The organism is Streptomyces sp. BR123 (assembly GCF_013401435.1).
Classification (GTDB): Bacteria; Actinomycetota; Actinomycetes; order Streptomycetales; family Streptomycetaceae; genus Streptomyces.
This window is the reverse complement of the sequence record NZ_JACBGN010000439.1, coordinates 1-4255: the sequence shown is the minus strand read 5'-3', so window position 1 is coordinate 4255 and position 4255 is coordinate 1. Positions and strand designations below refer to the sequence as shown.

Genomic DNA, 4255 nt, shown 5'->3' with positions numbered 1-4255 from the left:
GTGGGGCGGGTGGAGGCCAGGGTCAGCAGGGTGCGGAGGGCTCTCGTGACCTCGTGCGGGGTTTCGCGGATCATCGACGGGGTCGCGCTGATCACCAGGATGCCGTGGGCCTCCAGGCGGAGCCGGCGGCGGAGGGTGGCCTGCCAGGCGCCGCGGGTGTAGTGGTACTCGGCGGAGTCGATCTCCAGGGCCACGCCTTCGTCCGGCCAGTACGCGTCCGGGCTGGCGAGGAAGGCGCCGTCCGGGGTGTAGAGGCGGGCGTTCCACAGCGGGGCCGGGAGGTCCGGGCCCGTCGCGGCGAGGGCTTCGCGGGCCCGGGCTTCGGCCGGGGAGCGGACGCCGGCCAGGAGTTCCGCAGCCGCGGCGCGGATCGCGGGGCGGCGCAGGAGCCGGGCGGTGCGGAGTTCGGCGTACAGGTCCTGCGGGTGGCACCAGCCGGACTGGACGACGTGGGCCAGGATCGCGCGGATCCGGTCGGGGTCGGTGGTGCGGGAGGCGAAGTCGGCCGCGGCGCGGACCGGGCGGGTGGAGGGGACGCCCGCCACCGTGATGGTCTGCGGCCAGCGGGCGGTCGGTACGGGCCGGACCTCGGCGGTGCCGGCCGGCCGGCGCGGGGCGCGGACCAGGACGTCGGCCGGGGTGCAGGGGGCGTCGCGGATGCCGAGCAGGGCCAGGGCGGCGCCGCCGGTGAGCACGGCCGTCGCGCCGGACAGCGGATCCGAGGCGGGCTCGGCGGCGTACAGGACGGCGGCGAGGGCGCGCTGGCGGTGGTCCGGGGGGCCGGTCTGCAGGAGGTACACGCGCGGCAGCAAGCGTTGCCAGGGGCCGCCGGGGCGGGTGCGGGAGGTGACGGTGCCGCCCGGGATGCCGGATGCGGTGAGCTGGTGGCGGGTGGCGAGGTTGAGCTGCCTGCGGAGCAGGGGTGCCGGGCTGGAGGTGGTGCGTGGTGTGGTGGGTGTCGCCGGGGTGGTGGCGTGGCGTCGGGGGCGTGGTCCCGCGGTCGGTGTGATCATGTCGGCGGTATGCCCGCTCAGGGGCGACGGGACCCCTGAGCCGGCCGGACCGGCCCGGGCCCGCCCGGCCGGCAGCCCGGTCCCCTACCGGCCCGGGTGGTCCGGGGAGAGGAAGACGACCACGGCTGTGGTGCGGGTGTCCGGCAGGGCGCTGACCTCGTGCCAGCCCAGGCGGCGGTACGTGGCCACCGTGTCCGCCGCCAGGCGGGAGGTCAGCAGCCAGGCCCGCCGGTCCGGGGCGTCGGCGATGACCTCGGCGAGCAGGGCGCGGCCGGTGCCGCGGCCGCGCGCGTACGCGCGTACGGCGAGCTCGTCGATCTCCAGCGCACCCCCGAGGAGGTCCCGCACCCGGTCCGGGCCGAGCTGTGCGGCGACCTGCGCGTACCCGCGGTCGGAGGGGAAGGCGGCGGGGGTGAGCCAGGCCGTGGCAAAGCCGTCGACGCCTGCCGCGGACTGGGCGATCGCCGTACGGAAGCCGGGGCGCCGACTGTCGGAATGGAGCCGGGCCGCGAACCGGCGAATGGTTTCCGCACTCTCGTTCCACGGCGGGGCCGAGAACACCTCGGCGTAGGCGTCGACCAGTTCGTCCCTGAGATCGAGGACGGCCTCTCCGTAGCAGATCACGATGTCCGCACCTCTCTCTTCGTCCCGATTGGGGTGGGAGGGCGACTGTATGCCCGGCCGGTCTCCCCGGGCGCTTACCGCACGGATCCGGCGAGTGTGCGACAAATCCCCTCCCCCGGCTCCGTGTCGGGGGACCGGGCCCTGGCGTTGAGCAGCCCGTGGACAGACTGCTCGGGGCCGTCGGCCGGTGCGCCCTCGCCTTCCTGCTCGTGCTGGGTGTGGTGGCTCTGCTGCCGCGTGCCGTGCAGGAGGCCGTACCGGATGCGGTGATCGGCGGGGCCGTGCTCGTACTCGGGGCGCTGGCTGCCGCGCGCCGGGGGCCGAGGCGGCCGCGTCAGCCGCGTTGGCCGCGTTAGCCTCGTACGGCGGGGCGCGGGCGCACGGGGCGTACGGGGCGTATACGGGGCGCACGGGCCGTGCACGCGGGTGCGATTGCGGGCCTGCATGCACCGGCACCGGCACCGGCACCGGCACCGGCACCGGCACGCAGCCTGAGCTTGGGCTGCGCGGCGCACGCGCACACGCACACGCACATACCGATACACGGAATCGACGAACTGACGAGGGAGTTGGGATGGCGCGGGTACCGAGTTCCGCATGGGCGGCCGTCGGGCTGGTCGGCGGTTACGCCGTCGCCCGATGGACCAAGAAGCGCCCGCTGGGCGGTGTCGTCCTCGGCGCGGCCGGGTTCGCGGCCGGACGCGAGTGGCACAAGCGCGGCGGCGTCCCCGCGGCGGCCGGGCTCGGGGCGCTGTACCTGGCCGGCTTCGCGGGTGCGCACCCGCTGGCGAAGAAGGTCGGGGCATGGCCGGCCGTGCTCGGCGCGACCGCGGTCGTGGCCACCACCGCCTGGGCCGTGGCCGACCGCGGCTGAAGCACGCAGGTACGGGCGCGGCCCCGCCCCCGGTACCCCGGACCCAAGGTGGGGCGCGCCGCCGTCCGGCGTCGTCCGCCCCCCGTGTGCCCGGCCCCCCGTGGCATCGCGGGCGGCAGCCGGCGAGGCAGGAGCGAGCTGCCTTCCGGGAATGCATCGGGCAGCCATCCCGAAGGAAGAGGGGTGGGCCGTCCCCGCATGCGGCAGGCGCCCGGCCCGGAATGCGCCGACGGGGCGGCAGCACCCCGAACGTGCCGCAGTGACAGCGGGCCCGCGGACAAGGCCGGAACTGCGCCCCGCGCACACCGCCGGCGGCCCGGACAGGTGCCATAGCCGTGGCCGTGGGCGTGGCCGTGATCTGCGGCGGCGGGGGCGCGGGCGGGAGACGCGGCCGTGGGGTGCCGGTGCGGCGGTGCGGTGCGTCAGGCGCCGAAGGCGCGGGACACCGTATGGATCAGGAGGCCGGCCAGGGCGCCGACGACCGTGCCGTTGATGCGGATGAACTGAAGGTCCCGGCCGATGTGGGCCTCGATCTTCCGGGTCGTCTGCTCCGCGTCCCACCCGGCCACGGTCTCCGAGATCAGCGAGGTGATCTCGGCCCGGTAGGTGGTCACCACGTACACCACCGCACCCTCTATCCACCCCTCCGCCTTGTCCTGCAGCCGCTGGTCCGTGGCCAGCTTCGCCCCCAGCGACAGCAGCGACGCCCGCACGCGCAACCTCAGCTCGCTGCGCTCGTCCTCCGCCGCCGCCAGGATCAGCGACCGGATCGCCGTCCACGCGGAGGCGATCACGTCCTGGATCTCCTCCCGCTCCAGGATCTCCCCCTTCAGCCGCTCCACCCGGGCCCGGGTGTCCGTGTCCGCCTGGAGGTCGGCCGCGAAGTCCGTCAGGAACCGGTCCACCGCCCCGCGCGCCGGGTGGTGCGGCATGTCCCGCATCTCCGTGAGGAAGCGCAGCAGTTCCTTGTACACGCGCTCGCCGACCTTGCGGTCCACGAACCGCGGGGTCCAGCCCGGTGCACCGCCCTGGACCGCACCCATGACCGAGTCCCCGTGCGTCATCAGCCAGTCGCGCGCCTTGGCGCACACCAGGTCGACGACCCTGTGGTGGCCGCCGTCCGCGACGACCCGCTCCAGGGTCTTGCCGATGCCCGGCGCGATCTCGGCGGACTCCGCGCGCCGCGTGACGGCCTCCCCGACGACGGCTTGGACGTCGGAGTCGCGCAGTACGGTCAAGGCCCCGCGCAACGCCGCGGCGAGCTCGGCCGTGACCCGGTCGGCGTGCGCCGGCTCGGCCAGCCAGGCCCCCAGCCGGCGGCCGATGCCGAGGGCGTGCAGGCGGGCGCGGACCACGTCCGGGGAGAGGAAGTTCTCGCCGACGAACTCGCCTAGCGTGGCGCCGAGCTGATCCTTCTTGGTCGGGATGATCGCGGTGTGCGGGATGGGCAGGCCGAGTGGGTGACGGAAGAGTGCCGTCACCGCGAACCAGTCCGCGAGCGCGCCGACCATTCCCGCCTCGGCGGCGGCCCGGACGTAGCCCACCCAGGCACCGGCCCCGGTGTGCTCCGCCCAGGTGCTGAGCACGTACACCAGGGCGACCAGGAGCAGCAGGCCGGTGGCGGTGGCCTTCATCCGGCGCACGCCGCGGCGCCGCTCCTCGTCCGCCTCGCTGAACACGAAGCCGCTGAGGGTGGGTGTGCGGGCCGTCGGCCCACCGTTCCTGCCCCTGCCCCCGCCCCCGT

At 75.6% G+C, this 4255-nt stretch carries 5 protein-coding genes; 2 read left to right on the top strand and 3 right to left on the bottom strand.

Annotated features, from left to right (window positions below):
* Both HYE82_RS34535 and HYE82_RS34530 read right to left on the bottom strand, forming a co-directional pair.
* On the bottom strand, positions 1-1013 hold a 1013-nt coding region (locus HYE82_RS34535; protein ID WP_179178173.1), incomplete at its 3' end, for a hypothetical protein.
* An 84-nt stretch (positions 1014-1097) separates the two neighbouring features.
* Positions 1098-1637, bottom strand: a complete 540-nt coding sequence (locus HYE82_RS34530; RefSeq protein ID WP_218783384.1) for an N-acetyltransferase — start codon at positions 1635-1637, stop codon at positions 1098-1100.
* 158 nt (positions 1638-1795) lie between these two features.
* Between HYE82_RS34530 and HYE82_RS34525 the strand changes: the two genes are divergently transcribed.
* Together HYE82_RS34525 and HYE82_RS34520 are read left to right on the top strand one after the other, a co-directional pair.
* On the top strand, positions 1796-1993 hold the full coding sequence (locus tag HYE82_RS34525; RefSeq protein WP_179178172.1) for a hypothetical protein: 198 nt from the start codon (positions 1796-1798) through the stop codon (positions 1991-1993).
* Between the two features lie 218 nt (positions 1994-2211).
* Positions 2212-2511, top strand: a complete 300-nt coding sequence (locus HYE82_RS34520) for a hypothetical protein (protein ID WP_179178171.1) — start codon at positions 2212-2214, stop codon at positions 2509-2511.
* 422 nt (positions 2512-2933) lie between these two features.
* Here the strand turns inward: HYE82_RS34520 and HYE82_RS34515 are convergent.
* On the bottom strand, positions 2934-4255 hold a 1322-nt coding region (locus tag HYE82_RS34515; protein ID WP_179178170.1), incomplete at its 5' end, for a DUF445 domain-containing protein.

Coding starts and splice junctions, on each gene's coding strand:
- HYE82_RS34520 (WP_179178171.1), top strand. CDS start 2,212: ATGGCGCGGGTACCGAGTTCCGCATGGGCGGCCGTCGGGCTGGTCGGC.